This window comes from Sinomonas terricola, from assembly GCF_034931225.1.
Classification (GTDB): Bacteria; Actinomycetota; Actinomycetes; order Actinomycetales; family Micrococcaceae; genus Sinomonas; species Sinomonas terricola.
In genome coordinates, this window is record NZ_JAYGGQ010000006.1 from 90,466 (window position 1) to 115,126 (window position 24,661).

Here is a 24,661-nt window from a genome sequence, read left to right on the forward strand (position 1 = left end):
GGATCCCGAAAGGTTACGCGGTGGCGGAAGTTTTTCTTTTCGTCATTCGATGAGGTCGCGGACCACGATTGTCTGCTCGCGGTCCGGGCCCACGCCGATCGCCGAGAACCGAGTCCCGGAGAGCTTCTCGAGGGCGAGGACATAGTCGCGGGCGTTGGCGGGGAGCTCGTCGAGCGTCGTGGCGCCCGTGATGTCCTCGGCCCAGCCGTCGAAGTACTCGAAGATCGGCTTCGCGTGGTGGAACTCGGTCTGCGTCATGGGCATCTCGTCGTGCCGGACGCCGTCGACGTCGTACGCGACGCACACGGGGATCTTCTCGATGCCGGTGAGGACGTCGAGCTTCGTGAGGAAGTAGTCCGTGAAGCCGTTCACGCGGGACGCGTGGCGCGCGAGGACCGAGTCGTACCAGCCGCAGCGGCGTGGGCGCCCCGTGTTGACGCCGAACTCGCCGCCGGTCTTCTGGAGGTAGGCGCCCATCTCGTCGAACAGCTCTGTCGGGAACGGGCCCGCGCCGACGCGCGTCGTGTAGGCCTTGATGATGCCGATCGACCGCGAGATGCGCGTCGGGCCGATGCCGGAGCCCACGGACGCGCCGCCCGCCGTCGGGTTCGAGGACGTCACAAACGGGTAGGTTCCGTGGTCGACGTCGAGGAACGTCGCCTGGCCGCCCTCCATGAGGACGACCTTGCCGTCGTCGAGCGCCCTGTTGAGCTCGTACGTCGAGTCGATCACGAGCGGCCGCAGGCGCTCCGCGAAGCTCAGGAAATAGTCCACGGTCTCGTCGACGCTCACGGCACGGCGATTGTAGATCTTGACGAGGAGCTCGTTCTTCTGGCGCAGCGAGCCCTCGACCTTCTGGCGCAGGATCGACTCGTCGAAGACGTCCTGGACGCGGATGCCGAGGCGCGCGACCTTGTCCATGTACGCGGGGCCGATGCCGCGGCCGGTCGTGCCGATCGCGCGCTTGCCGAGGAAGCGCTCCGTCACCTTGTCGAGCGTCTGGTGGTACGGGGCCACGAGGTGGGCGTTCGCGGAGACGCGCAGGCGCGACGTGTCGCCGCCGCGGGCCTCGAGCCCGTCGACCTCCTCGAAGAGCGCCTCGAGGTTCACGACGCAGCCGTTGCCGATGATCGGGATCGCGTTGGGGCTCAGGATGCCGGCGGGAAGGAGCTTGAGCTCGTACTTCTGGCCGCCTACGACGACGGTGTGCCCGGCATTGTTGCCGCCGTTCGGCTTGACCACATAGTCCACGCGGCCGCCAAGCAGGTCCGTCGCCTTGCCCTTGCCCTCATCGCCCCACTGGGCTCCGACGATCACGATTGCTGGCATGGGTTCCTCCCCCGGCTACCGCCTCCGGCCCGGCTGGCCGACGGCTTACATGGGAAAGCCCCGCCTCTCTCGCGCGGCCGCCTCCGTGTATCGGATCCCAGACTCTCGTCGGGGAATCGGAACAGCTGCACGGCAAGAGTGCCGGGGCTCTTGCGACCCAAGTCTACCGAAGGGCGGGATGTGTTGCCCTGTCGGCTCCCGCAGGTGCATTTCGTTGCACTGCCAGGCCCCGCGACGCCGGCCGTGAACAACGAGGCTCCACGCTAACCGGCCCACCCAGTCGAGAGATAGCCCGAGCCCCAAATGGCCGACGACGGCGGAAGTCGCCTTCCGCCGTCGTCCGCCCTTTCAGCGGTTCACTCGGTTTCCAGCAAATCCTTCAAATTGGCGAGGACCAACTGCCAAGTCTTTTCGGACTCAGTCACTTCTGCCTCGTTGCTGTTGTTGCCCTGGGTGATGGTCACTTTCGATGCATCACCCTCTTGCTCGATCCGGTACTCGACCGTGTGGTAGTTCTCCGGGATATCCGGCTTGCCGCTGAGCGGACTGTAGTGGCTGATCCGAAGAAGCCCCGGCGGCTCGGCATCGAGGATTACGCCATGGTCCTGATACTGCTTTCCCTGCCATTCGCCGGCAAAGGTGATCGGGCCTCCCACCTCCCACGTGGACTGGACGTCGGAGCCGAAGAGGTACTTCTTGATCTGCTCTGGCGTGGTCAACGCCTCCCACACAGACTCACGCGTTGCCGCGACGGTCGTTGACGCCACGGCATCCCTCACGATGTTGGTCATGCCATCCTCCTCGGGCCACAACGTACCCCTGCAGGCAGGGCAAGCCAACGGTGCGGGAAGGAAGACCTCCGCGGGCGCTACGCCCCGAGCACCCGGTCGAGGTACGCATTGCCGAACTTGCGCTCGGGGTCACGCTTCGCGACGAGCTCGCGGAAGTCCTCGAAGCGCGGATACAGTGCCGCGAGCTCGACGGCGGGCACCGCGAAGAGCTTCCCCCAGTGCGGCCGGGCGTCGAACGGGGCGAGCGCGGACTCGAGCTCGGGCAAGAACGCCTCGACCGGTGCCTGCAGCGGCCGCCACGTGAAGTGCAGCGCGATGCTGTCCTGCCGATAGGAAGGGCTGAGCCAGAACTGGTCCGCCGCGACCGTCCGGACTTCGGACACGAACAGGAGCGGCGCGAGCTTGACGGCGAGGCCCCGCACGGCCTGCAGGGCCTCGGCGGCGCGGGCGCGCGGGAGCAGATACTCGGTCTGGAGTTCGTCGCCCGCGCTGGGCGTGAATTCGTGGCGGAAGTGCGGGAGCCGGTCGAGCCACGGTCCGGGAACGTCGAGCTGCTGCGTGCAGTTCTGGGCGTCCATGTCTGGCAGCGGGTGCCGCTGCCGGCTTGCGGGCACGGCCCCGAAGAACGACGACGGCGCGGGGCCGGCCTCCGCGCTGACCCGCACCTTGCGCCACACCTGTGGAACCGCGTCGCCCAAGTAATCCGTGAAGAGCGAGACGCTGTACCCATCGCCGGCAACGGCGTCATAATCGGCGAGCACCGTCTCCCACGGAAGCCGCTCGAACACCTGCTGCCGCACCGCATAGCTCGGCTCGATCGCGAGCTCGAGCGCCGTCACGATCCCCAGCGCGCCGAGGCCCACGACGCTCCCGAGGAACTCGTCGCCGTCGCCCTCCTCGAGCCGCTCGAGCTCGCCCGACGCGCGGACAAACTCGACGGCCTTCACGGCCGAAGCCAGCGCAGGGCTCGAGATCCCTGAGCCGTGCGTGCCAGTCTGCACGGCGCCTGCCACCGAGATGTGCGGAAGGGAGGCCAGGTTGTGAAGCGCCCAGCCCTGGGCCTCGAGCGCGCGGCCGAGGTCGCCGTAGGTGAGCCCGCCGGCCACTCGCGCGATCCGCCGGGCCGAGTCCACCTCGACACCGCCCGGCAGCCCGTCCAGCACGACCTGCACGCCGTCCGTGTCCGCGACGTCGTTGAAGCAGTGCCGCGACCCCAACGCCTTCACGCGTTCCGCGCCGGCGACGAGCTCCGCGAGCTCCTCAACCGACCCCGGCCGCACGAGCGAAGCCGCCGAGTATTCGAGGTTTCCAGCCCAGTTCTTCATTGTCTCGCTTTCGAAAGTCGGTTGCGGTCAGGAAGCGGTCGTGACGACACGGAATCGCTCGACGAGCTCGTCCAAGAGCCGGTCATGGCGCGCGTCGACAGTCCGACGCGCCGGGTCCTCATCATGCCAGGCGACGATCTCCCGCGCGCCCTGCTCGTAGGGAATGCTCGCCACGAAATCCGGCACCACGCTGCGCAGCTTCGAGTTGTCGAAGACTGCGGAATGGGTCTTGTCGCCCAGGAGCGAGGCGCCCCATTCGGGGTCGGCCGCCGCGATGGCATCCGAGGGCACATGGACGATCCGGGCCTCCACGCCGGCGGCACGGGCGAGGATATGGGCAATCTGATCCCACGTCAGGACGTCGTCGGACGTGATGTTGAAGGCCTCCCCGAGCGTCCGGGAATGCCCCAGCAGAGGGACGAAGCCGCGGGCGAAATCCTCGTGGTGGGTCAGCGTCCACAGCGAGGAGCCATCGCCATGCACCACGATCTCCTTGCCGCGCCGCATCCTCTCGACGACCGTCCAGCCACCGTTGAACGGAGGCCGAGTCCTGTCGTAGGTGTGCGAAGGCCGGATGATCGTTGCGGGGAAGCCGCGGTCCCGGTAGGCCTCAGTGAGGACGTCCTCGCAGGCGATCTTGTCCTGGCTGTACTTCCAGTACGGGTTGCGCAGGGGCGTCGATTCGCGGATGGGGAGCCGAGCCGGCGGGGTCTGGTAGGCCGAGGCGGAGCTGATGAACACGTACTGGCCGGTGCGTCCCTCGAATAGCTCGAGGTCCGTCCGCACGTGATCGGGGGTGAACGCCACCCAATCGACCACGGCGTCGAACTCCCGGCCGGCCAACGCCTCGCGCACCGAGCCCGGCTCGCGGATGTCGGCCACGAGCTGCTCGGCCTCGGCGGGAACTTCATGCCTCGCCGTGCCGCGGTTGAGCACCGTGAGCTCGATGCCCCGCTCGACGGCGAGGCGCGCGCACGCCGAGCTGATGGTGCCGCTGCCTCCGATGAAGAGGACCCGGAGTGAACTCACGAGCCTGACCTGCCTTTCGCCGATGCTTCGCTGCGGTAGCGCTCGAGCACGCTGGGCGCCGCCTCAGCGGTGACCGTCGTCGTACCCGCAGTCTCCCACTCGGGCAACGCGCCCAAGAGGATGCCCGCCGCTTGGCGCGCGGCGCCGTCGGCCACGTACTCCCCCGGCTCCGGCACGAGCACGGGCAACCCGAAGATCGCGGCGGCCGCCTCCTGGACGGCCTCCGAGCGCGCGCCGCCGCCGACCAGGATGATTCGCTCCGCCACGACGCCCTGCGCGGTGAGCGCCGCGAGGCCGTCCGCGAGCGAGCACACGATGCCCTCGACGGCGGCCCGCGCGAGGTTCGCGGGCGTGAAGTTCCGCAGTGTGAGGCCGTGCAGGGAGCCCGTCGCGTCGGGCAGATTCGGCGTGCGCTCACCCTCGAAGTACGGGACGAGCGTGAGGCCATCTGCCCCGACTGGTGCCGAGAGCGCCAGGTCCGTGAGCTCGGGCAGCGACACCCCGAGCAGCGCTGCCGTCGCGTCGAGGACGCGCGACGCGTTGAGCGTGCACGCGAGCGGGAGGTAGTGGCCGGTCGCGTCGGCGAAGCCCGCGACGAGGCCGGAGGCGTCCGACGTCGGCCGGTCGGCGACCGCGAAGACCGTCCCCGAGGTGCCGATCGAGACGACGACGTCGCCCACTGAGGCGCCGACGCCGAGGCCGGCCCCGGCGTTGTCGCCGGCGCCGGGGCCGATCAAGGCACCGGCGGGGGTTGAACCGGCCGTCTCGAGCGGGCCGACGACGCGCGGCAGGATCGGCACGTGGCCGAGGGTCCGCTCGAGAACGTCCGGCAGATACTCGCCCGTGGCGGGCGAGAAGTATCCCGTGCCGGACGCGTCGGAGCGGTCCGTGACCAAAGAATCGAGCGCTGCGCGGAGTCCGCTGCCGCTTGGCCCGTGCCCCGCGAGGCGCCACGAGAGCCAGTCGTGCGGGAGGCACACGGCTGCCGTCCGCGCCGCGTTCTCTGGCTCGCTCTCGGCGAGCCACCGCAGCTTGGTCGCGGTGATCGAGGCGACCGGGACGGTCCCGGTCGCCTCGGCCCACCAGCGGGCGCCGGCGGCAGCATCGCCGTCGCCCGACTCCTTGATAAGGGCGACGGCGGCGCCTGCCGAGCGCGTGTCGTTCCACAGGAGCGCCGGCCGGACCACCTCCCCGTCCGCGTCGAGGCAGACCATGCCGTGCTGCTGGCCCGCGACGGAGATCGCGGCGACGTCATCCAGCCCGCCCGCCGCCGCGATCGCGGCCTGGAGCGCGTCCCACCACGCGTTCGGGTGCACTTCGGTGCCCTCCGGGTGGCGGGACGAGCCCGAACGGACGAGCGCCCCGGTCTCGGCGTCGCGGATCACGACCTTGCAGGACTGGGTGGAGCTGTCGACTCCGGCAACGAGCGGCATGTCAGTTCCTCTTGGCGGGCTAAGCGCGGTGGGTTAGAGCGGGCGGGCGGGTTAGCAAAGTCAGCGTGCGCCGAGCAGGTGCTCGATGGCCAGCTGGTTGAGGCGGATGAACGCGAAGGAGCGCTCGGCGGCCTTGTCGGCGTCGAACGCCTCGAACGCGGACGCATCGGCGAGCAGCTCCGCCGTCGTCTCCCCCGCGGCGAGCGTCGGCTCGGACAGCTCGTACACGCCCGAGGTGCGCAGGGCCTCCTGAACCTCGGCGTCGGCGCGGAAGGCCGCCGCGCGCTCCTTGAGGAGCAGGTACATGCGCATGTTCGCGGCTGCAGACGCCCACACGCCGTCGTACCCGTCGGTGCGGGAGGGCTTGTAGTCGAAGTGGCGCGGGCCCTCGTAGCGGGGGCCGCCGCCCGGGAAGCCGTTCTCGAGCAGGTCCACGGTGAAGAACGCGCTCGTGAGGTCGCCGTGGCCGAAGACGAGGTCCTGGTCGTACTTGATGCCGCGCTGGCCGTTGAGGTCGATGTGGAAGAGCTTGCCCGCCCACAGCGCCTGCGCGATGCCGTGCGTGAAGTTCAGCCCGGCCATCTGCTCGTGGCCCGTCTCGGGGTTGAGCCCCACGATGTCGCCGTGCTCGAGCTGCGCGATGAACGCGAGGCCGTGGCCGACCGTCGGGAGGAGGATGTCGCCGCGGGGCTCGTTCGGCTTGGGCTCGAGCGCGATCCGAAGGCCGTAGCCCTTCTCCTTGATGTACGCGGCGGCGGTGTCGACGCCCTCGCGGTAGCGGTCCAGCGCGGCGTTGAGGTCCTTCGAGCCGTCGTACTCGGAGCCCTCGCGGCCGCCCCACATGACGAACGTCTCGGCGCCGAGCTCGGCGGCGAGGTCGATGTTGCGCAGGACCTTCGCGAGGCCGAAGCGGCGCACGGAGCGGTCGTTGGACGTGAAGCCGCCGTCCTTGAAGACCGGGTGGCTGAACAGGTTCGTGGTGACCATCGGGACCTTGAGGCCCGTCTCCTCGAGCGCGGCGCGGAAGCGCTTGAGGATGAGCTCGCGCTCACTCGCCGAGGCGCCGAACGGCACGAGATCGTTGTCGTGGAACGTCAGGCCGTACGCGCCGAGCTCAGAAAGCCTGTGCACGGCCTCGACGGGATCGAGGGCGGCCCGGGTCGGGACGCCGAACGGGTCGTTGCCGGTCCAGCCGACGGTCCAGAGGCCGAAGGTGAACTTGTCCGCAGGAGTGGGGGTCAGAGTCATGTGAGCACCTCATTGGGCTAGGTTCCGAGGGGAAGACGAATTAGTATGTGTTCTGAACTATATGGGTCGTGGTGAACTTGGTCAATGGTCTTCCGGAATCGCCGGACGACGGCGAGGGTCGCCAGACACGAAGCAGGAGGAGCCAGCGTGCGCGAGCAAGGAGCGGCGAGCACGGCCCCGGGCCGCGTGGGCGACGTGCGCCGCCGGAACCTCGCGCTTGTCCTGGCCAACATCGGCCCGAACACGCGCGTGACGCGCGCGGACATCGCCGCCGCCACTGGCCTCACGAAGGCTTCGGTCTCGAGCCTCGTCGCCGAGCTGCTGGAAACGGGCCTCGTCGAGGAACTCGGCGTCACGCGCGACGGCGAGCGCGGCCGACCCGGCGTCGGGCTCGCGCTCGATGCCCGGCGCGGAGCGCTCGGCGCCGAGATCAACGTGGACTATCTCGCGGTCGGAGTCGTCGACCTGCACGGGACCCTGCGCAGCCACGAGGTCGCCGAAGCCGTGAACCATGGCCGACGCCCGGAGGACGTGCTCGCCGAGCTGTCCGCCCTCGCACACCGGTGCGTAGACGCCGCCACGGCGTCGGGGCTGACGCTCCTCGGCGGTGGCCTCGCGGTCCCCGGCCTCGTCGACCCTGCTCGCGGAATCGTGCTCACTGCGCCGAACCTCAGGTGGCACGACACCGACGTGTCCGCAGTCCTCGAGACCCTCGCACCCGAGGTTCCCTTCGGCGTCGTCCTCTCTAACGAAGCCAACAGCGCCGCCCTCGCCGAGCTCTGGTATGGCCATGGGGCCTTCTTCAGGAACTACCTGTTCATCTCCGGCGAGGTCGGCGTGGGTGGCGGGCTCGTGATCGGGTCCGAGCTGTTCTCCGGGCCGCGGGGCTACGCCGGCGAGGTGGGGCATGTCGTCGTCGAGCCCGGCGGCCGCCGGTGCAGCTGCGGCGGCCGAGGCTGCCTTGAAACCGTGGCGGGGCAAGAGGCAATCCTCGCCGCCGCGGGGATCACCGACGGCGGAAGCACGACGGCGGCGCGCATGGCCTCGCTGCAGGCCGCCCTGGAGGCTGGGGACGCCCAGGCGGTGACCGCCGTCGAACGTGCGGGGCACTATCTCGGCATCGCCGTCGTCTCCGCAGCGCGCCTCGTGGACCTCTCCGCGGTCGTGCTCGGCGGGCATTTCGCTGTGCTGCGGCAGTGGATCGGGCCGGCCCTCACGAGCAGCCTCGACGGCTTCGCCCCGGGACTTGTGCCCGAAGGTGGCGTGGCCTTCTCGGAGCTCGAAACGACGGCGGCCCTCCGGGGCGCGGCAGGCGCGGCACTGCGGAGGGCGCTGGCGGCGCCGTACGAACTGCTCGGTTGACCGTCCTGGGGACGCCTCAATGGCTTGTGGATCCTGTTGAGCGAGTGGCTCGGCAACGATTGCGGGCCGAGCCCTGACCCCCGGATGCGTCCCTTCCTGCTCGCGTAGGAACGCGGGACACCTAGGCCGCGCGCCTGCACACCTCGGCGTTTCCGGCCGTTCCAGGGCCTATCTGAGCAGGAAGGAACGCGTTAGGGCGCTACCAGCGCGGGTGAATGGCCCCGCGGAAGAACGTGTCGTGGATCCGCCGCACCCCGGCGTCGAACTCAGGCCCGAGGGATCACCGTCGTGACCCCGGATTGGGAGATGATCCACGCCAGAGCCGCCTGCGCTGTCGTCAGCCCCTCCGGCACCAGTTCCTGGAACTCGGCCACGGCGTCGAGCCCCCGCTCGAAGTCCACGCCCGAGAACGTCTCGCCCACGTCGAAGGCGGACACCTTCCGGCCGGTCCGGCCGAGCACACGCTCTTCCATGGTTTCCGACTATAGGAGCCGAGGCCGATGAGACGGAACATTCCAAGGTTCTGCGACTGCGATCGCCAAAATATTTCGGAAACTTTCTATCCGTGGCTCAGACCGATTGACAGCGGATAGTTCCAGACATCGGCCCAAATTCTCAGCAGCGCGAATCAATCCGCAGCATCCAAGCACGTCGAAAGTTGTGGTCGGCGAGCTATTGATCTTGCCTAAACGTTACGATACTTTCCTTGCCATGTGATCCGCGTCGCATGGCTCCGGCCGAGGCGCTCCCCGAACGAAGGACGAAGATGACCGACGATCCACAGGAGCAGCCCGCGGCGGAACACCGCCTCGAGCTCCTCCACAGACGACTCGGAGGAATCGCCTACGGCGGTGACTACAACCCCGAACAATGGCCGCGGGACGTGTGGCTCAAGGACGCCCGGCTCATGCAGGAGGCGGGCGTGAACATGGTCACCCTTGCGGTCTTCGCGTGGAGTCGGCTGGAGGTGGCGGACGGAATCTACGACTTCGGCTGGCTGGACGGTGTCATGGGCATCCTCGACGAGCACGGCATCGGCGTCGACCTCGCTATCCCGGACGCCGTCCCGCCGGCGTGGCTCGTCCAACAGCACCCAGACATCCTCCCGGAGCTCGCCGATGGCGGCGTAGCCCCTCTGCTCGAGGCGCCGCGGGGCGTCCAAGTCAGGCAGCGGAGCGGGCGAGGCAAGGACTCCCTCCTGCTGCTGAACCACAACGACGCCCCGGCCTCCGTCGACGTTCCCTCCAGCGGGACGGACGTTCTGGCCGGGTCGGCAGTGCACGGTCGCGTGGAACTCCCTGCTTGCGGGGTGCTCGTCGTCGAGCGCGCATTCGAGGAGGCCTGACAATGGCGCTCAAGCTCGATACGCCCACCGCAGCCCCAGCCGCGAAACCGACCACTCGGCCCGAGAAGCCGCGGAGGCCCCGCCTGACATGGCGCGCGGCATTCAAGCGCGATTGGCGCCTCTACACGCTCATCCTGCTTCCGCTCGTATATTTCCTCGTCTTCCGCTACCTGCCGATGATCGGAAACATCATCGCGTTTCGCAGGTTCCGGCCGGGCGGGAGCGTCTTCGGCGACACGTGGGTGGGCCTCCAGTACTTCCAGCTGTTCATCAATGACCCCAGCTTCTGGGCGGCATTTCAGAACACTATCGTCCTGGGAATCGTGACGCTCGTCTTCACTTTCCCCATGCCGATCATCTTCGCGCTGCTGCTCAACGAAGTGAAATCCCAGCGTTTCAAGAAGTTCGCGCAGACCGCCGCGTACCTCCCGCACTTCATGTCGGTCGTGATCATCGCCGGCATGATCCTGCAGATCTTCTCGCTCAACGGCACCGTCAACCAGCTTGTCGATGCCGTCTTCGGCACGTCTGTCAACTTCACCCAGGACGCCAACTGGTTTCGGCCGATGTATGTGAGCTCCGAGGTTTGGCAGACCATGGGGTGGGGCGCCATCCTGTATCTCGCGGCCCTCACGCGCGTGGACGAGTCGCTCTACGAGGCCGCCCGGATCGACGGCGCCAATCGCTGGCAGCAGACCTGGCACGTAACCCTCCCCGCGATCCGACCCACGATCATCACGCTGCTCATCCTCAACATCGGGACCTTCATGGCCGTCGGCTTCGAGAAGATCCTCCTCATCTACAACCCGCTGAACTACGCCACCTCTGATGTGATCAGCACGTACCTGTACCGGGTGGGTCTCGAGTCGAGCAATTTCAGCTATGCGGCCGCGATCGGCATCTTCGAGTCGGTCATCGGCGTGACGCTCGTGCTGTCTGCCAATGCGCTCTCGCGGCGCCTTGCCGGAACGAGCCTGTGGTGAAGGGGACCGCGGTGAAAGAATCCCGCGGGGCCAGGGCTTTCCAGGTTTTCAACATCCTGTTCCTCTGCGCCGTCGTGTTCCTGACGCTGTACCCGTTCCTCAACATCATTGCGCAGTCGTTCTCGAGCGAGGGCTACATCAATTCCGGGCAGGTCAATCTCGTTCCCCGCGGGTTCAACGTGGATACCTACAAGGTCATCCTCGGGGACGCGTCATTCTGGCGGAATTATGCGAATACCGTGCTCTACACGGTCGTCGCCACGGCGATCTCCATCGTGCTCACGACGACCTTCGCCTACGCGATCGCCAAGCGTGACCTCAAGGGCAGGAAGCTGTTCATCGGCCTCGCCGTGTTCACGATGTTCTTCAACGGCGGCCTCATTCCCAACTACGTGCTCATCACGTCTCTGGGAATGCGGGACACGATCTGGGCGATCGTCCTGCCGAACGCCCTCAGCGTCTTCAACCTGCTCATCATGAAGTCATTCTTCGAGAACATGCCGCGTGAGCTCGAAGAGGCCGCGGCCATCGACGGCCTGACCCAGTACGGCGTGCTGTTCCGAATTGTCCTTCCGCTGAGCAAGGCCATTGTCGCCACCATGGTGCTCTTCTACGCCGTCGCCAGCTGGAATTCCTGGTTCTCTGCCTTCCTGTATCTCGACAGGCCCGACCTTTTCCCGGTGACCATCTACCTGCGCAACATGATCGCGGGCGTTACCACGGCAACCTCCACGGGTGCCTCCGCGACGGACGCCAGCCAAATCGCCTCCAATATCCAGTCCGTGACGATCGTCCTGACGGTCCTGCCCGTCCTCTGCATCTATCCATTCGTCCAAAAGCACTTCGTCTCGGGCGTCATGCTCGGGTCCGTCAAGGAATAGCACTCTGTCCGTACACCTAGCGTAAGGAACAACCATGATCCGCCGCCGCGATTTTCTCGGCCTCGTCTCCCTGGCTGCCTTCGGGGCCGCCCTCGCTGGATGCGCCCCCGCGGGCAGCGCCGTCGACACGGCCAAAGCACGCGCTGGCGCCATGGACGGCTTCGGCCTCGGAACCACATTCAAGGCGACGACGCCTTTGAACTACACCTTCCTGTTCAACGACAATCCGGCCTACGCCTACAAGAAGGACTGGATGTTCTGGCAGAAGCTGACCTCAATGACCAATGTCACGCTCAACCCGACCATCGTTCCCTTGAGCGACTTCGAGCAGAAGCGGAGCCTCCTCCTGAGCTCCGGCAACGCGCCGCAGATCATCGCGAAGACCTACCCAGGCCAGGAGACGCCGTACGTATCGTCCGGCGCCGTCCTCCCAGTCAGCGACTACGTCAACCTCATGCCGAACTTCCAGGACAAGGTGAAGAAGTGGAAGCTCGAGCCGGAGATCGAAGGCCTGCGCCAACAGGACGGGAAGTACTACGTCCTGCCCGGCCTGCACGAGGAGCTCTGGCCGGACTACACCGTGGCCGTCCGGAAGGACATCCTGGACCAGCACGGCATTACGGTCCCCACCACGTGGGACGGCTTCCGGGACATGCTGCGCCAGCTTAAGCAGGCCTACCCGAACTCGATCCCGTTCTCGGACCGGTTCAATGGCAACAGCATCCTCAACATCGCCGCGACCGCCTTCGGGACGGTGGCGGGCTGGGGTCTGGTCAACGGACTCGTATTCGACCAGAGCGGCAAGAAATTCCGGTTCGGGCCGGCATCGGACAACTTCAAGGCCCTCCTCGAGTACTTCCATTCACTCGTTTCCGAGGGACTCATGGACAAGGAGAGCTTCACGCAGTCAGACGACCAGGCGGTCCAGAAATTCGTGTCAGGGAAGTCCTTCGTCATCAGCACGAATTCGCAGACGATCGTCACCTACCGCCAGTCCATGAACCAGTCCCTCGGGACGGGTAAATTCGCCATCTCCAAGATCACGGTGCCCGGCGGCCCCGCCGGCAACGTCATCGGCGGCTCTCGGCTCGAGAACGGCATCATGCTCAACGCCTCCGTTGCAAAGAACGACGATTTCGTCGCGCTCATCCAATTCATCGACTGGCTCTTCTACAGCGACGAGGGGCTCGAATTCAGCAAATGGGGCGTCAAGGGAACCACCTATGAAAAGGGCGCGGACGGGAAGCGGACGCTCGAGCCGGGAATCAACTACCTCGGGCTCAACCCCAAGGGCACGAAAGACCTCCGCGTGGACTACGGCTTCTCCCAGGGCAACTTCGCCTACGGCGGGACCACCGAACTGCTCCAGTCGATGATGAGCGACGAGGAGCTGACGTTCCAACGGAACATGAAGTCGAAGACCCCCACAGCGACCGCTCCACCCATCCCCTACAGCGACGCGGACCGCGAACAGGCCACACTCACCCTGACGCCGCTCAAAGACACGGCCAGCCAGAACGCCCTCAAGTTCATCACTGGCCAGCGCAGTCTCGACGAATTCTCCGCCTTCGTCTCGGAACTCCAAGCCAAGGGCCTCTCAAAGTACGAGGATCTGGCGAACAAGGCCTATTCCGACTACGCCAAGTCGCACAGCTGAATCAGCAGCCAGCGGGCGTGGCGGCCGGGACCTTCCCGGCCACCACGCCCCCTTCCCCTGTCCGCTCCCATGGCTCTCTCAGGAAGTCCTCTCATGGCACGCACTCACGAATTCGGATCAGGGCCACTTTTCACGGCAGCCGCGAGGATCTATGGCACTGCCGTGTGCGGCTTCCTACTCGTCGCGGCCAATCTGCCGCTTGTCCTCTCACCCCTATTCCTGTCGGCACCCGGCGGCATGCTCTGGCTGGCGCTCACGGCGATCCCCGTCGGACCGGCTGTCGTGGCCGGGGCCTCCGCGTACCGGCGCCTGCTGGCGGGGACGAGCAGATCGGTGAGCAGAGACTTCCTCCGGGCGCTGAGGTCGAGTGCCGCAGACGCGACAGCGGTATGGCTTCCGTTCCTCGGGCTCCTGACGATGGCTGGCGTCAACCTACTCCACCTCGGAGACCTGTCTCCGCAGCTTCAGTCACCCCTGCGCGCGGGACTCGTCCTGTTCTCGGTGCTCGTCTGCACGACGGCGATCAACGCCCTCATGATCGTGTCCCGGTTCCGCTTCCGGACGCGGGACGCTGTGCGGCTCGCCTTCTGGTGCTTGGGTGCGAGGAAGCGCGCCTCGCTGGCGATCGCCGCCGTCGTCGTTCTTTCGGCCTGGGTGCTGACCCAGACGACCGTCTTCCTCCTACCGTTCCTGAGCGGCCCGCTTGTATGCGTGGTGACGGCGATCTCCCGCCCCGTCCTGAGCCTCGTCGAGGAGCGGTTCACGGTCGCCGCGTGACCCGCACCGCCGTCAGAAGCTCTCGTTCTATGCCCACCTGGCGCCGCGGCCCCTCCACGGTGAGCGTGTGGATATGTTCGGAAACGTCGCTCGACCGCGCCATATGCAGCCGCACCTCGCCGGGAACGACAACCCTCGCAAGATCGAGGCCCGTGAACGAGAACCGATCCGCATGGACCGCGAACTCCACGCGAGACGACTCCCCGACCGCGAGTTCCACCCGCGCATAGCCGATCAGCTCGCGAAGCGGTCGCGTCACTTCGGCGACAGGCATCTCCGCGTAGAGCTGGACGACTTCGGCCCCGTCGAACGGCCCTGCATTCGTGACCGTCAGGGCGACGGTAGCCGCACCCGATGTCGAGATGGCCGCTGCGCTGCACGCATGGTCCCCGAACTCGAAGCGGCTGTACCCGAGGCCGTGCCCGAACGGATAGAGCGGCGTCGGGTCGAGGGCGCTGACCCCGGTCTTCCCCGCGAGTTGGGTGTGGAGGTAGGTGCCAGGCTGTCCGCCGGAGGAGCGCGGAATCGAGACCGGGAGGCGGCCCGAGGGGTTGGCCTGACCCAGAAGCACGTCCCAGAGTGCCTCGGCGCCCTCCTCGCCCGGGAAGAATCCTTGGATGATGGCGTCGGCCTGGCCTTCCACGGCGCCGAGGGCGTAGGGCCGACCGCTCAGGACCACGACAACCGTGGCGCTGCCCGCATCCTTGGCTGCGGCGAGCACCGCGTCGAGAAGTTGCTGCTGCCGCCCCGGGAGCGTGAGGTCCGCGGCATCGTTGCCCTCGCCGGACGTGCCGCGGCCGAACAGCCCCGCCGTGTCGCCGACCACCACGACACAGGTGTCCACAGAACGAGCGACGGCGCAGGCCTGGTCGATTTCGTCGTCGTCAATCTGCTCGCAGGTCCCGGTGGGCACAGTACGCGCCTGGCCTAGGCGTTCGACGGCGACGCCGCCCACGGTGGGGATGCGGACGCCCAGGGGCACGTCGGGGTGGGTAGCGCCCACATGGGCGTCGAACGAATAGCAGCCGAGCATGGCGAAGGAGTCGACTGCGAGAGGGCCGACGATCCCCACGGTCCCGTGCCCGGTCAGCGGGAGGACTGGCGCCTCCCCGCGCGGGCCGTTCTTGAGCAGGACGAGCGACTGCGCTGCCAGCTCACGCGCGAGGGCGCGGTTCTCGACGGGATCCAGTTCGATCGGGTTGCCCCGCAAGCAAGGCGGCTCCGGATCGAAGGTCGGGTCGAGCAGTCCGAGCTGTTGCTTTTGGGTCAGCACGCGCCGCAGTGCTCGGTCCACGAGTTCCTCGGGCACGCTCCCGTCGAGCACGGCCTGCCGGAGCGGCTCGCCGTAGCAGTTCACCGTGGGGAGTTCGACGTCGACTCCCGCCCGGAGCGCGAGGCCGGCTGCTGCCGCGGGGCCGCCCGCGACACGGTGGGTCAGGTGCAGGAACGCGATGCCGAAGTAGTCGGCCACCACGGTGCCGTCGAAGCCCCACGCGTCCCGAAGCAGCGAAGTCAGGAGGGCCGTGTTGGCGGCCGAGGGAACACCATCGATCTCGGTGTACGCGTGCATCACGGACCGCGCGCCACCGCGGCGCAGGGCCATCTCGAAAGGAGGCAGCATGACATCGGCGAGTTCCCGCTGCCCCATCGAGACCGGAGCGTGATTGCGGCCGGCCCTCGAGGCGGAGTAGCCCACGAAGTGCTTGAGGGTCGCCACGATGCCGGCCGCCTCAAGGCCCTGAACGTACGCCGCCCCGATGGTTCCCACGAGGTACGGGTCCTCGCCGATGGTCTCCTCGACGCGCCCCCAGCGGAGGTCCCGCACGACGTCGAGCACCGGAGCGAGGCCCTGGTGCACGCCGAGCGAACGCATTGTGGACCCGATGCGTCCGGCCATGCGACGCACGATCTCAGGGTTGAAGCTCGCCCCCCACGCCAAGGGGACTGGGAACGCCGTCGCCTTCCAGGCGGCAAGACCGGCGAGGCACTCCTCATGCACTTGCGCGGGGATGCCGAATCGGGAGGCCGCAGTGATCTGCCGCTGCGCTGCTGCCAGCGCGCGGGCCCCGGCCTCGGGCTCGAGGGGCTTCGTGCCATACATCCTGGTGATCTGCCCCAGCCCGTGGGCGACGATCTCCTCCCAGGTCCGCGCCTCCCCGACGAGCTGGCTCTGCAAGGGAGCGACGTCGTTGCCGTCCGTCGACGCATTGACCCACACGCCCACGAGCTGGGCGAGCTTCTCCTCGAACGTCATCTCCCGGACAAGGCGCTCGACGACGTCGTCTGTCGCCTCCGATAGGGATGCGTTCGTAGTCATCGCGTCACTAGTCACTGGTTTCTCCCAACGTGGAGGGGCTGGCCCAACATAGGGGGCTCGCCCGAGGTGGAGGGGCAGAAGTTTCTTAGAAACTATCAGAACTGATCGTGAACTTTCTAGGCAAGACTTTCGTTGACTTTCCCCGATAAGATCCGATAATGCTGGAAGCCAGCGGCCGAAGGCCTCGCAGGAGTGGGAGCCAATTCGGCAGATTCGGTTAAGAAACTTTCCGGTAATCTGAACAAAGGCGTTGAAGCATTCGGACCTACACAGTTGCCATCGTCGGCACGGGAGGCATCGCCCGCGTGCACGCGGACAATGGGGGCATCACGCGCGACGGCGGCCAAGGACGCCTTGGCGGAGTGGGGCCCACGCTCGTGAAACCGAGCACGACGTTCCCCGGCGCTACAGCCGTCTCGCGGGTCAGCGTCTACGGCTGGCTCGGCCGTGACGGGGCTCGCGGCGGCACACCCCATCTGCATACCGCTTCTCGTGAACCCCGTCGCCTACGGGCGGGCGGCGGCCCTGCCACATGCTGACCCAGACCGCAGGGAGCCAGCTGCCGAAGAAGCGGGGCGCCGCCGTTTCTTGCTCGCGCTCGAGGGCTACCTTCGACTCAAGGAAACCACGCTGCGGCATGGCCCATCCGCTCTGGACGACTTCCACGCTGCGGCCGCCAACCTCGTTGCGGCGAAGGCGACTGCATGGGAAAGACTCGTGGAGGGCGGCGCCGTCGTGCAGGCCGAGGCCACCAAACGCCACCTGGAGAGCCTGCGGGAATCGGAAAGTATCTTCCTATCTGCCGCCGAAACTACAATCGGAAGCAGAGCCTCGAGCCGAAAATACGGCATGTGCGGCCGCATCGAGACGTGGAACGTTTCCGAGGCCGAGCCGGACAGGGGCGAATCGTCACGCTAGAGGATGGGAGCGCGGTGGCAGCCAAGGGGACGACCCGGGCCACGATGGGGGAGATTGCGCAGGAAGCTGGCGTCTCTGTCCCAACGGTGTCGAAGGTGCTCAACGGTCACGCTCACGTGGCCGCAGAAACCCGTCAGCGGGTCGAAGAGATCATCGCCCGCCGCGGCTATGCTCGCCGTCCTGCCCGCCGCAGCAAGAAGGCTGGCCTGATCGACCTTGTCTTCCCAGGTCTCGGCTCCGAGTGGGCCCGGGAGATCATCGAGGGGGTCGAGAACGTCGCGCAGGAAGCCGGCTACGGGACCGTGGTCAGCAGCCTGTCCATCGATGGGTCGCGCACGCGCGCCTGGCTGGCCAATCTGGCGGAGCGCAAGTCGGACGGCCTCTTGGTCGCTGTGTATGAGCTGGACGCCAAGCAGATCCGGCGAATTAAGTCTCTCGGCATTCCCGTGGTCCTCATCGACCCTGTCGGCCAGCCCGGCCCGGACCTGACCACGATCGGCGCGACCAACTGGAAGGGCGCCTACTCGGCCACCGAGTACCTCTTGTCTCTCGGCCACCGTCGCATCGGCATGATCGGCGGCCGGCCGGACCTGCAATGCAGCAGCGCCCGCGAAGACGGCTACGTCGCGGCGCTGCGTCGCGCGGGGATCGAGGCAGATCGCTCGATCATGGTGCCTGGCGACTTCTCCACGGAGGCCGGCGAGGCCGAAACCGAGCGGCTGCTGGCGGCGGACAACCGCCCCACGGCCATCTTCGCTGGCAACGACGCGCAGGCCTTCGGCGCGTACCGCGCTGCACGCAAAGCAGGGCTCAACATCCCGGCGGATCTCAGCATCGTCGGATTCGACGACATCCCCGCAGCTGAATGGATGGAGCCGGGTCTCACGACGATCCGCCAGCCGGTGGTGCAGATGGCCGAGACAGCCATGCGCACACTGCTTCGGCAGATGGACGGCGAGGAGGGCCTCCCTGGGCGCATCGAGCTCGCCACCGAACTCGTGGTGCGAGGGTCGACGGCGCGGCCAGCCTGAGCGTCGCTGACTGACGCTGTTTTGGCGAGCGCGTCGCCCCACGAGACGCGAAAAACCCGGGGCGGGGAACGCCGTCGGCCGCGCTCCCCACCCAAAACAAGTTCGGGACGGAATCGCTTTTCAAGGGTCTTTAGGCCCTAGCTCGAGATGGTCCAGAGACGCATCCTAAGAGTGGCCTGCGAGACGGGCGAGGGAGCCGAGAGGCTGAGAGGCCAGAAAGTCGAAAGGTTGACTGGCGACCCCAACTACCTGATCCGGACAATACCGGCGAAGGGAAATCGCCTCGCAGGTCTCGTCATGTCTGCCGACTGGCGGCTGGCGGGCTGACGCCGAGATCGGGTCCCCCACCCGACCTCGGCGAGTGCTAGGAGCCGGTCACCCCTGCACGTGCGATGTCAGCCAGCGGGACGGCGACAGGGCGCTCGGCCCGGCTCGTCGTCGCGACGGCCTTGCCGCTGTGCGCCGAGTCGAGGAGCGACTCCATGACGTCGAGCACGTGATACGCCAACGTCCCACTCGCTCGCGGCTCCTCCCCCTGGGGCGTGCGGGCGAGGTCCGCGATGCCGTAGCCGCGGCCCGAGTCGATGTAGCCCGCCGAGACGGGAAGGGTTTCCCACTCCGAGCCGCCGAGGCGGAAGAGCCGCGTGTCGCCGTCGAAATGATTCGGGTCCGGGACGGCGAGCGTCCCCAGGGACCCGTGCACTTCGATGTTGGCCGAGTGCGTCGCGACCGCGTCGAAGCTCATCACGAGCGTCGAGAGCGCCCCGGACTCGTGGACGAGGACGCCCGTGACGTGAGTGTCCGTCGTGACGGGAATCGTCTCGCCCGTGCGCGGCCCGGAGCCAATCACGCGCTCGGAGCGCGTGTGGCTCGCCGCCCCGATCACCGAGACAACGGGCCCGAGGAGCGTCACGAGCGCCGTGACGTAATACGGCCCCATGTCCAGCAGAGGCCCTCCGCCCGGCACGTAATAGAAGTCCGGGTTCGGGTGCCAGCGCTCATGCCCCGGCGTGACCATGGTGGCGGTCGCGGCAACCGGCGCGCCGATGAGGCCGTCGTCGATCGCTTTGCGCGCGGTCTGGACGCCGGTGCCGAGCACGGTGTCCGGCGCGCAGCCGACGACGACGCCCGCCTCCTTCGCGGCGTCCAGCACCTTCCGGGCCTCCGCCGTCGTGGCCGCAAGCGGCTTCTCGCCGTACACAGCCTTCCCGGCTGCGATGGCCGCAAGCGCGATTTCGGCGTGGGCGGCGGGGATCGTGAGGTTCAGGACGAGGTCGACGTCGGGCGCGGCCAGGAGCTCATCGACGCTCAGCGCGCGCACGCCCTGACCGTACTCGTCGGCAACGGTCCGCGCCCGCTCCATGTCGATGTCCGCGACGGCCGCAAGCCGCACGTCGTCGAGCTTGCGGAAGTTCTCGAGGTACTGGCCCACGATCTTCCCACAGCCCACGATGCCGACGCGCAGGGGATTCTCGGTCAACGGCTTGCCCACAGCAGGCCCCTTTCAATGATCGTGCGGACATTCGCGTCCTGAAGAACCTCGACCCGGTGCCCAGGCGTGCAGACGAAGATCCGGCCCTTGCCCCACTCCCGCGTCCAGATGGCAGGCGAAGTCACCTCGCGGTGCCACGGGTCCCACTCGCGGACCTTCTGGGTCGTGGTGGCCAGCACGTCGATGTAGTCGTCGGCCAAGACCCAATACTGCTCGGTGACAAGGTCGAAATCCGCAATGCCCTCGGTGATGGGATGCGACGCGGCGGCCGGGAGCATATTCACGGTGTACGGGACGTAATTGTCCGACTGCTCGCCGGTGCGCTCGTCCGGGTGCTTGCCTGGGTGGCACGCGAACTGTCCGCCGATGAGGTGCAGGTAGTCCGAGGTGTTGCGGTACGAGTCGGCGATTCCGCCGTGCCAGCCGGCGAGCCCGGTCCCGTTCTCGACGGCCGCGCGCAGCCCCTCGAACTCGTCTTTCTCGATCGTGGACATCGTCATGCACTGCATCACGAGGTCCACCCCGGCCATGTACTCGGCGTCAGCGTAGATCTTGGGCGATTCCTCGCTCCGCACCTCGTAGCCGTTGGCCCTGAGGTGCGGGATGAACAGGTCCGTGGCCTGGATGGGCTGATGCCCGTCCCAGCCCCCGCGCACCACGAGCGCGTTCTTGGTGGTTGTCACAGCTTTCCTTTGCTGGTTGTTAAGTACGACGGCGTTTGGTCACCGGCTGCTGAACGCGGCGTCGAAGGCCGCAGCCGGAGGTGAGATCTTGGCGAGCCCGCGCACCAGCTCGAGCGCCTGAGGGGCCCCCACGAGCCGGTCCATGCCCGCGTCCTCCCATTCGATGCTCGTGGGCCCCTCGTACCCGATCGCGTTGAGCGTTCGGAAGATCGGCTCCCATTGCACGTGCCCGTGCCCGGCGGTCACAAAGTCCCAGCCGCGGCGCGGGTCCGCCCACGCGAGGTGCGAGCCAAGCCGTCCGTTGCGCCCGTTGAGCTGGCGGATGGACTCCTTGACGTGCACGTGGAAGATGCTCTCGGCGAAGTCCTGCAGGAACATGACGGGGTCGAGGTCCTGCCAGATGAAGTGCGAGGGGTCGAAGTTCAGCCCGAACGACTCCCGGTACCCGATCGCCTCAAGGGTGCGCTTCGCGGTCCAGTAGTCGTACGCGATCTCAGACGGGTGGACTTCCAAAGCGAACCGCACCCCGACCTCGTCGAAGACGTCCAGGATCGGATTCCAGCGGTCCGCGAAGTCGCGGTAACCCGCCTCGATCATTCCGTCCGGCACCGGCGGGAACATCGCGACGGCCTTCCAGATCGAGGACCCTGTGAACCCCGTGACGGTCCGCACCCCCAGCCGCGCCGCGGCCCGGGCGGTGGCCTTCATGACCTCCGCAGCCCGGGTACGCACGCCCTCGGGGTCGCCGTCGCCCCACACCTCGTGGGAGAGGATTCCGCGGTGGCGCTCGTCGATCGGGTCGTCGCACACGGCCTGACCGGTGAGGTGGTTCGCGATCGCGAAGACCTGAAGCCCGTTCCGCTCGAGGATCGCGAGCCGGTCGCGGACGTATCCGTCGTCCTCAGCCGCGCGAACCGGGTCGAGGTGGTCACCCCAGCAGGCGATCTCCAGCCCGTCGAAGCCCCACTCCCCTGCGAGCCGCGCGACCTCCTCGAACGGCAGGTCCGCCCACTGGCCCGTAAACAAGCTAATAGGTCGTCCCGCCATCAGGCACCCCCGACTTTGGTCCAGCGAGACTCATCCGCCGCGCTCACCTCGACGGCTTCGAGGACACGCTGCACCTGGAGGGCGTCGGCGAACGACGGCGAAGGCTGCTTCCCGGCGGCGATCGCCTCGACGAGGTCCACGACCTGGTGCGTGAACGCGTGCTCGTAGCCAAGCCCGTGGCCCACCGGCCACCAGTGCCCGGTGTATGGGTGCTCGGGCTCGGTGACCTGGATCCGCCGGAACCCCGCGTTGGGCTCCTGCGCAGAGTCGTAGAACCAGAGCGAGTTCATGTCCTCGAAGTCGAACGCGAGCGAAGCCTTCGAGCCGTTGAGCTCGAGCCGCATCGCATTCTTCCGGCCGAGCGCGAACCTCGTCGCCTCGAAGACGCCGATCGCGCCCGGTGAGCCGGCGCCGCCGTCGAACCGCGCAGAGAAGATCGCGGCGTCGTCGACCGTCACCGGACCCCGCGGCCCGGAGGTGCCGCCATGCCCGCCCAGCCCCACAAAGTCCCCGGCGATCGGCCGCTCCTTGACGAACGTCTCAAGCAGCGCCGAAACGCCCGCGACGTTCTGCCCTGTGACCCATTGCGCTGCGTCGATGATGTGCGCGCCGATGTCACCCAGCGAGCCGGACCCGGACTTTGCCTTGTCGAGCCGCCATGTGAGCGGCGCGTTTGCATCCGAGAGCCAGTCCTGGAGGTACTGTGCGCGGACGTGGCGGATCTCCCCGAGCGCCCCCGAGTCGACAAGCCGCTTCGCGAGCGAGAGCGCCGGCGTGCGCCGGTAGGAGAAGCCGCACATCGAGAAAACGCCGCGGGCCGCCGCTGAGTCCGCGACCGCCGTCATCCGCTCGGCCTCGGAAACCGAGTTGGCCAGCGGCTTCTCGCACAGCACGTGCTTGCCGGCTTCCAACGCCGCGATCGCGATCTCGGCATGCAGATTCCCGGGAGCGCAGATGTCGATGAGGTCGATGTCGTCGCGCTGGATCAGCCGTCGCCAGTCCGTCTCGGTGGACTCCCAGCCGAGCTTTGCCGCGGCCGCGGCCACGCGCTCTGGGTCGCGACCGGCGACGGCGGTGAGCTGCGGCGCGAGCGGGAGGTCGAAGAAGCGGGGTGCGGTCCGCCACGCGTGCGAGTGTGCGGCGCCCATGAAGGCGTACCCGACCATGCCCACGCGGAGGGACTTCGTTTCAGTCACGGAAACTCCTTTACTTGCTGAAGCCTGCGGTGAGGCCGCTCACGAGCTGGCGGCGGGCCACGACGTACACGACGAGGAGCGGCAGCGTCGCGAGCACGACCGATGCGAGAACGGCGGGGATGTTCACGCTGAACTCGCCCTGGAACGTCCACAGCGAGAGCGGCAGGACGCGAGTCGACGGGCTCTGCGTGAGGATGAGCGGGAAAAGGAAGCCGTTCCACACGTTGAGCGCGTCGTAGATCCCCACCGTCACGACAGCCGGCCGCACCAACGGGAGCGCGAGCCGCCACATCATGGCCCAGTCGCTCGCCCCATCCAGGCGCATGGACTCGAAGAGCTCGTTCGGGACGTCGCGGAGGAAGTTGCCCAGGATGAGCACCGAGATGGGGATCGCGAACGCGACTGAGGGCAGGATGAGCGCGAGCAGGGTGTCGTACATGTGCGCGCGGGTGATCATCCAGTAGATCGGGATGATCGTCGCGTGCAGCGGGATCGCGAGGCCGAGCAGGAAGAGCTTGTTGGTCCAGTTGAGGAACCATCCCCTGCCGCGCACAATCGCGTACGCCGCCATGAACGAGACGAGCAGCGTCGGCAGCACGCTCCCGGCTGTGACGATGAGGCTGTTCGCGAAGTACTGCGCGAAATCGCTCTGCAGCACGAGCGCGTAGTTGTCGAACGTCGGCGACGTGGGCGGCAGGAGCGGGTTCGAGGAGAAGAACCCGGCCTGGTCCTTGGTGCTCGTGATCACCACGTAGTAGATCGGCAGGATGATCACGGCGAGCCAGAACCAGCCGCCGAGCGCGCCGAGCACATTGAAACGCGCCCTGCCGCGGCTCACCGCGCGTGCGGAAGCCTGCGGACGACGGCGGGTGGGCGCCGCCGGGGTCACGGGAACTTGCGTCGTGGAAGCCATCAGGCACCTTCCAATTGGCTCGCCGTGCGGTTCTTGCCGCCGAGCCGCTGCAGGATCAAGGCCAGGGCGAGGCCGATGACGACGAGGATGACGCCGAGCGCGCTCGCGGCACCCATGTCGTTGGCCTTGAACCCGGTCAGATACATGTGCAGGGGCAGGAGGCGCGTCGCGTAGCCCGGGCCGCCCGCGGTCAGGACGAATACGAGGTCAAAGTACGCAAGCGAGCCGACGGCCATGAGGGTCGAGGACGTGATGATCGTGTACTTGAGCTGCGGGAGCGTGATGCGCAGGAACTGCTGCACGCGGCCCGCCCCGTCGATCTGCGCGGCCTCGTAGAGCGAGACTGGGATCTGCCGGGCGCCGCCTTGGTAGATGAGCGTGTGGAACGGCACGAACTGCCACGCGATGACGAAGACCACCACGAACAGCACGAGGTCGGAGTTGCCGAGCCAGTCCTGCGCGAGGGCGGGGATGCCGAGGCCCGGCCCCATGCCGAAGTTCGGGTCGAGGAGGGCCTTGAAGGCAATCGCGATCGCCGCCGAGGAGAGCAGGAGGGGCACGAAGTACAGCACCGCGAGGAGCGCCCGGTAGCGCTGGCGGCCCGCCGTGAACACGCCGAGGAGGAGGCTGATCGGGGTCTGGACGATGTAGGAGAAGACCATGATCTTCGCCGTCACGATGAGCGCATTGCCGGTCACCGGGTCGGTGAGGACGCGCACCCAGCTGCCAACGCCGTCGGCCTTGATCTCCCCCAGGCCGTCCCAACTCGTGAAGCTCAGGCCGACGACGCCGATGAGCGGAACGATCGCGAAGACCAAGAAGAAGACGAGGGCCGGAGCGGCCAGCCACCCGGACGGGCCCGTGTCGCGGGCCCGCCGGGCGGCGGTCTTGGTGAAGGCCATGG

The 24,661-nt window shown here is 67.5% G+C and carries 21 protein-coding genes and 2 pseudogenes; 9 read left to right on the top strand and 14 right to left on the bottom strand.

What is annotated here, in order from left to right:
• Window positions 1-42 precede the first annotated feature (42 nt).
• The 6 genes from SPF06_RS09815 to xylA form a co-directional block, all read right to left on the bottom strand.
• Complete coding sequence (locus SPF06_RS09815; RefSeq protein WP_323278869.1) at window positions 43-1,329, bottom strand: adenylosuccinate synthase; 1,287 nt, start codon at window positions 1,327-1,329, stop codon at window positions 43-45.
• Window positions 1,330-1,685: 356 nt separating this feature from the next.
• Window positions 1,686-2,120 carry an SRPBCC domain-containing protein gene (locus SPF06_RS09820; RefSeq protein WP_323278870.1) on the bottom strand — a complete coding sequence of 145 codons (435 nt, stop codon included), beginning with the start codon at window positions 2,118-2,120 and terminating at the stop codon, window positions 1,686-1,688.
• Window positions 2,121-2,197: 77 nt separating this feature from the next.
• On the bottom strand, window positions 2,198-3,445 hold the full coding sequence (locus tag SPF06_RS09825) for a D-arabinono-1,4-lactone oxidase (RefSeq protein WP_323278871.1): 1,248 nt from the start codon (window positions 3,443-3,445) through the stop codon (window positions 2,198-2,200).
• A gap of 27 nt (window positions 3,446-3,472) precedes the next feature.
• Window positions 3,473-4,474, bottom strand: a complete 1,002-nt coding sequence (locus tag SPF06_RS09830; RefSeq protein WP_323278873.1) for an SDR family oxidoreductase — start codon at window positions 4,472-4,474, stop codon at window positions 3,473-3,475.
• Window positions 4,471-5,907, bottom strand: a complete 1,437-nt coding sequence (locus SPF06_RS09835; protein WP_323278874.1) for a xylulokinase — start codon at window positions 5,905-5,907, stop codon at window positions 4,471-4,473. Before SPF06_RS09835 ends, SPF06_RS09830 begins: the two co-directional genes overlap by 4 nt.
• Before the next feature lie 60 nt (window positions 5,908-5,967).
• Window positions 5,968-7,155, bottom strand: coding sequence for a xylose isomerase (xylA, locus tag SPF06_RS09840; protein WP_323278875.1), 1,188 nt, complete (start codon window positions 7,153-7,155; stop codon window positions 5,968-5,970).
• 147 nt (window positions 7,156-7,302) lie between these two features.
• Here xylA and SPF06_RS09845 point away from each other — a divergent pair, with 147 nt between their 5' ends.
• Entirely contained in the window at window positions 7,303-8,517 is a 1,215-nt protein-coding gene (locus SPF06_RS09845) for an ROK family transcriptional regulator (protein WP_323278876.1), read from the top strand.
• Between the two features lie 199 nt (window positions 8,518-8,716).
• On the opposite strand, the pseudogene SPF06_RS09850 reads toward SPF06_RS09845, so the two are convergent.
• Window positions 8,717-8,960 (bottom strand): annotated as a pseudogene (locus SPF06_RS09850) (aldo/keto reductase); the annotation flags it as partial.
• Between the two features lie 323 nt (window positions 8,961-9,283).
• On the opposite strand from SPF06_RS09850, the pseudogene SPF06_RS09855 reads away from it, so the two are divergent.
• The 6 genes and pseudogenes from SPF06_RS09855 to SPF06_RS09880 form a co-directional block, all read left to right on the top strand.
• A pseudogene (locus SPF06_RS09855) lies at window positions 9,284-9,646 on the top strand (beta-galactosidase); the annotation flags it as partial.
• Window positions 9,647-9,652: 6 nt separating this feature from the next.
• Window positions 9,653-9,862 carry a Beta-galactosidase C-terminal domain gene (locus SPF06_RS09860; protein WP_323278992.1) on the top strand — a complete coding sequence of 70 codons (210 nt, stop codon included), beginning with the start codon at window positions 9,653-9,655 and terminating at the stop codon, window positions 9,860-9,862.
• Between the two features lie 2 nt (window positions 9,863-9,864).
• Window positions 9,865-10,845, top strand: a complete 981-nt coding sequence (locus tag SPF06_RS09865) for an ABC transporter permease (protein WP_323278877.1) — start codon at window positions 9,865-9,867, stop codon at window positions 10,843-10,845.
• A gap of 11 nt (window positions 10,846-10,856) precedes the next feature.
• Window positions 10,857-11,726 carry a carbohydrate ABC transporter permease gene (locus SPF06_RS09870; RefSeq protein ID WP_323278878.1) on the top strand — a complete coding sequence of 290 codons (870 nt, stop codon included), beginning with the start codon at window positions 10,857-10,859 and terminating at the stop codon, window positions 11,724-11,726.
• Window positions 11,727-11,760: 34 nt separating this feature from the next.
• Window positions 11,761-13,383 carry an ABC transporter substrate-binding protein gene (locus SPF06_RS09875; RefSeq protein WP_323278879.1) on the top strand — a complete coding sequence of 541 codons (1,623 nt, stop codon included), beginning with the start codon at window positions 11,761-11,763 and terminating at the stop codon, window positions 13,381-13,383.
• 93 nt (window positions 13,384-13,476) lie between these two features.
• Window positions 13,477-14,160, top strand: a complete 684-nt coding sequence (locus tag SPF06_RS09880; protein WP_323278880.1) for a hypothetical protein — start codon at window positions 13,477-13,479, stop codon at window positions 14,158-14,160.
• Here SPF06_RS09880 and SPF06_RS09885 read toward each other — a convergent pair.
• Window positions 14,144-16,477, bottom strand: coding sequence for a glycoside hydrolase family 3 N-terminal domain-containing protein (locus SPF06_RS09885; RefSeq protein WP_323278881.1), 2,334 nt, complete (start codon window positions 16,475-16,477; stop codon window positions 14,144-14,146). The genes SPF06_RS09880 and SPF06_RS09885 overlap by 17 nt on opposite strands.
• A 492-nt stretch (window positions 16,478-16,969) precedes the next feature.
• Between SPF06_RS09885 and SPF06_RS09890 the strand changes: the two genes are divergently transcribed.
• The gene (locus tag SPF06_RS09890) at window positions 16,970-17,395 is read left to right on the top strand and encodes a hypothetical protein (protein WP_323278882.1); all 426 of its coding nucleotides are present in this window, start codon (window positions 16,970-16,972) and stop codon (window positions 17,393-17,395) included.
• A 44-nt stretch (window positions 17,396-17,439) separates the two neighbouring features.
• Window positions 17,440-18,426, top strand: a complete 987-nt coding sequence (locus tag SPF06_RS09895; protein WP_323278993.1) for a LacI family DNA-binding transcriptional regulator — start codon at window positions 17,440-17,442, stop codon at window positions 18,424-18,426.
• A 364-nt stretch (window positions 18,427-18,790) separates the two neighbouring features.
• On the opposite strand, the gene SPF06_RS09900 is transcribed toward SPF06_RS09895, so the two are convergent.
• From SPF06_RS09900 to SPF06_RS09925, 6 genes are read right to left on the bottom strand one after another with little or no spacing between them, the layout of a single operon-like run.
• Entirely contained in the window at window positions 18,791-19,918 is a 1,128-nt protein-coding gene (locus tag SPF06_RS09900; protein WP_323278883.1) for a Gfo/Idh/MocA family protein, read from the bottom strand.
• The gene (locus SPF06_RS09905; RefSeq protein ID WP_323278884.1) at window positions 19,903-20,601 is read right to left on the bottom strand and encodes a ThuA domain-containing protein; all 699 of its coding nucleotides are present in this window, start codon (window positions 20,599-20,601) and stop codon (window positions 19,903-19,905) included. Before SPF06_RS09905 ends, SPF06_RS09900 begins: the two co-directional genes overlap by 16 nt.
• A 39-nt stretch (window positions 20,602-20,640) precedes the next feature.
• On the bottom strand, window positions 20,641-21,648 hold the full coding sequence (locus SPF06_RS09910; RefSeq protein ID WP_323278885.1) for a sugar phosphate isomerase/epimerase family protein: 1,008 nt from the start codon (window positions 21,646-21,648) through the stop codon (window positions 20,641-20,643).
• Entirely contained in the window at window positions 21,648-22,844 is a 1,197-nt protein-coding gene (locus SPF06_RS09915) for a Gfo/Idh/MocA family protein (RefSeq protein WP_323278886.1), read from the bottom strand. Before SPF06_RS09915 ends, SPF06_RS09910 begins: the two co-directional genes overlap by 1 nt.
• Before the next feature lie 10 nt (window positions 22,845-22,854).
• A complete protein-coding gene (locus SPF06_RS09920; RefSeq protein WP_323278887.1) occupies window positions 22,855-23,757 on the bottom strand; it encodes a carbohydrate ABC transporter permease in 903 nt (300 codons plus the stop codon).
• Window positions 23,757-24,659, bottom strand: coding sequence for a carbohydrate ABC transporter permease (locus SPF06_RS09925; RefSeq protein WP_323278888.1), 903 nt, complete (start codon window positions 24,657-24,659; stop codon window positions 23,757-23,759). The genes SPF06_RS09920 and SPF06_RS09925 overlap by 1 nt, the downstream gene beginning before the upstream one ends.
• Between the last annotated feature and the right edge of the window lie 2 nt (window positions 24,660-24,661).

What these genes read in the sequence shown, in the direction of transcription:
- SPF06_RS09920 (WP_323278887.1), bottom strand. Translation starts at nt 23,757, where the DNA reads ATGGCTTCCACGACGCAAGTTCCCGTGACCCCGGCGGCGCCCACCCGC.
- SPF06_RS09865 (WP_323278877.1), top strand. Translation starts at nt 9,865, where the DNA reads ATGGCGCTCAAGCTCGATACGCCCACCGCAGCCCCAGCCGCGAAACCG.
- SPF06_RS09825 (WP_323278871.1), bottom strand. Translation starts at nt 3,445, where the DNA reads ATGAAGAACTGGGCTGGAAACCTCGAATACTCGGCGGCTTCGCTCGTG.
- xylA (WP_323278875.1), bottom strand. Translation starts at nt 7,155, where the DNA reads ATGACTCTGACCCCCACTCCTGCGGACAAGTTCACCTTCGGCCTCTGG.
- SPF06_RS09820 (WP_323278870.1), bottom strand. Translation starts at nt 2,120, where the DNA reads ATGACCAACATCGTGAGGGATGCCGTGGCGTCAACGACCGTCGCGGCA.
- SPF06_RS09835 (WP_323278874.1), bottom strand. Translation starts at nt 5,907, where the DNA reads ATGCCGCTCGTTGCCGGAGTCGACAGCTCCACCCAGTCCTGCAAGGTC.
- SPF06_RS09815 (WP_323278869.1), bottom strand. Translation starts at nt 1,329, where the DNA reads ATGCCAGCAATCGTGATCGTCGGAGCCCAGTGGGGCGATGAGGGCAAG.
- SPF06_RS09925 (WP_323278888.1), bottom strand. Translation starts at nt 24,659, where the DNA reads ATGGCCTTCACCAAGACCGCCGCCCGGCGGGCCCGCGACACGGGCCCG.
- SPF06_RS09910 (WP_323278885.1), bottom strand. Translation starts at nt 21,648, where the DNA reads ATGGCGGGACGACCTATTAGCTTGTTTACGGGCCAGTGGGCGGACCTG.
- SPF06_RS09885 (WP_323278881.1), bottom strand. Translation starts at nt 16,477, where the DNA reads ATGACTACGAACGCATCCCTATCGGAGGCGACAGACGACGTCGTCGAG.
- SPF06_RS09880 (WP_323278880.1), top strand. Translation starts at nt 13,477, where the DNA reads ATGGCACGCACTCACGAATTCGGATCAGGGCCACTTTTCACGGCAGCC.
- SPF06_RS09895 (WP_323278993.1), top strand. Translation starts at nt 17,440, where the DNA reads ATGGGGGAGATTGCGCAGGAAGCTGGCGTCTCTGTCCCAACGGTGTCG.
- SPF06_RS09875 (WP_323278879.1), top strand. Translation starts at nt 11,761, where the DNA reads ATGATCCGCCGCCGCGATTTTCTCGGCCTCGTCTCCCTGGCTGCCTTC.